Annotated in this window: 3 protein-coding genes; 1 reads left to right on the forward strand and 2 read right to left on the reverse strand. The window is 37.9% G+C overall.

The window, feature by feature from the left end:
* Positions 1 to 30 precede the first annotated feature (30 nt).
* Positions 31 to 228, forward strand: coding sequence for a DUF7706 family protein (locus tag BO26_RS18540; RefSeq protein ID WP_036774117.1), 198 nt, complete (start codon positions 31 to 33; stop codon positions 226 to 228).
* Positions 229 to 277: 49 nt separating this feature from the next.
* Here BO26_RS18540 and BO26_RS18545 read toward each other — a convergent pair whose 3' ends face one another.
* Together BO26_RS18545 and BO26_RS18550 are read right to left on the reverse strand one after the other, a co-directional pair.
* Positions 278 to 628: a hypothetical protein gene (locus BO26_RS18545; RefSeq protein WP_036774119.1), complete on the reverse strand. Its 351-nt coding sequence runs from the start codon at positions 626 to 628 to the stop codon at positions 278 to 280.
* A 17-nt stretch (positions 629 to 645) separates the two neighbouring features.
* On the reverse strand, positions 646 to 1,133 hold a 488-nt coding region (locus BO26_RS18550), incomplete at its 5' end, for an RHS repeat-associated core domain-containing protein (protein ID WP_036774122.1).

Here is a 1,133-nt window from a genome sequence, read left to right on the forward strand (position 1 = left end):
CGGTTTTGTGGGTTAAGGGGAGAGCATAAGATGACGATAGTGATTGAACATTTACAGGACATTCAGTTAACCCACATTGAAGCGCTGGCCTTGGCCCAGCTGGTGAAGCGGCTGAACTGGGCGGAGATACGGGCCTGTGCGGTGAATGACGAGGAAGCGTATCAGATCAAAGATGCGATCGCTAAGCTTCAATCTGCTCTGGCTTACCGTGGGTATGCGCCAAGATAGATCATGAATAGGGCCGGAAGATCTCGAAGGATCTTTCAGCCTTACTTTTTTAATTAAAAATACCTTTATTCTCAGCTTTTTCTATAAATAAGTCTTGTAAACTTCCTTGTATTTCTTCGTCTTCATAAGTTAACGTAAAATCACCATCTATATTGGGTGGAAAGTGGGAACCATCAATGGTTCCAAATATAGTTGATGATGTGTCAGATATTACTACCTTGAAGAAGTCGAAAATAGCTGTTTTGTCTTGTTCATCTAATTTTGATAATGCTTTTCTGGCTTTAGCATACACATCATCATTATTATCCATTGGGCTGGTTAAACTATTCTGATAACGGAGTAAGTTGTCATCAAATAATTCACTAAAAATAGATTCTATTATTTTCTCATCATTTTTCATATAGTTACCTTTTAAATTCATTTAAATTTAACTTCTGGATACATATTTTTATTCATATTAATAAGCTCTTTAAGCTTACTATTTGGAATTTCTGGGTAAACTCTTCTTAGCTCTTTTATATCTCTGGCAATCACACTTCTTGCATTAGTAAATTCTTTACCTGTTGCTGGGTTTATTCGACTTCTAGATACAATTCCTAATCCATCTTTAGAAACTGTGTGTCCAACTTTAGGAACTAGTATTGATGGTCCCGTTTTAGGATCATAATTCTTCACTAGATCTTTCATTATTGCTTTTTGGCCAACATGATGGGAATCAAGGGCTAGATTTTTTCCTTTAACTGAATCCCTTAAGTTCCCATAGCTGTCAACATCCCATTTCTTAGGATCTGAACATCCAGTTAGTCCTAACGGATCAATCCAACCCGTCGGATTATGCACGTAACTGTAAGGATTTACTCCTCCTGCTAACCCCAAAGGGTCAGGGCTGAGATAGCACGTCGCTT

The organism is Photorhabdus australis DSM 17609 (assembly GCF_000711895.1).
Lineage (GTDB): Bacteria > Pseudomonadota > Gammaproteobacteria > Enterobacterales > Enterobacteriaceae > Photorhabdus > Photorhabdus australis.

Excerpts from the sequence above, each read along its gene's own strand:
- BO26_RS18545 (WP_036774119.1), bottom strand. The coding sequence starts at position 628 with ATGAAAAATGATGAGAAAATAATAGAATCTATTTTTAGTGAATTATTT.
- BO26_RS18540 (WP_036774117.1), top strand. The coding sequence starts at position 31 with ATGACGATAGTGATTGAACATTTACAGGACATTCAGTTAACCCACATT.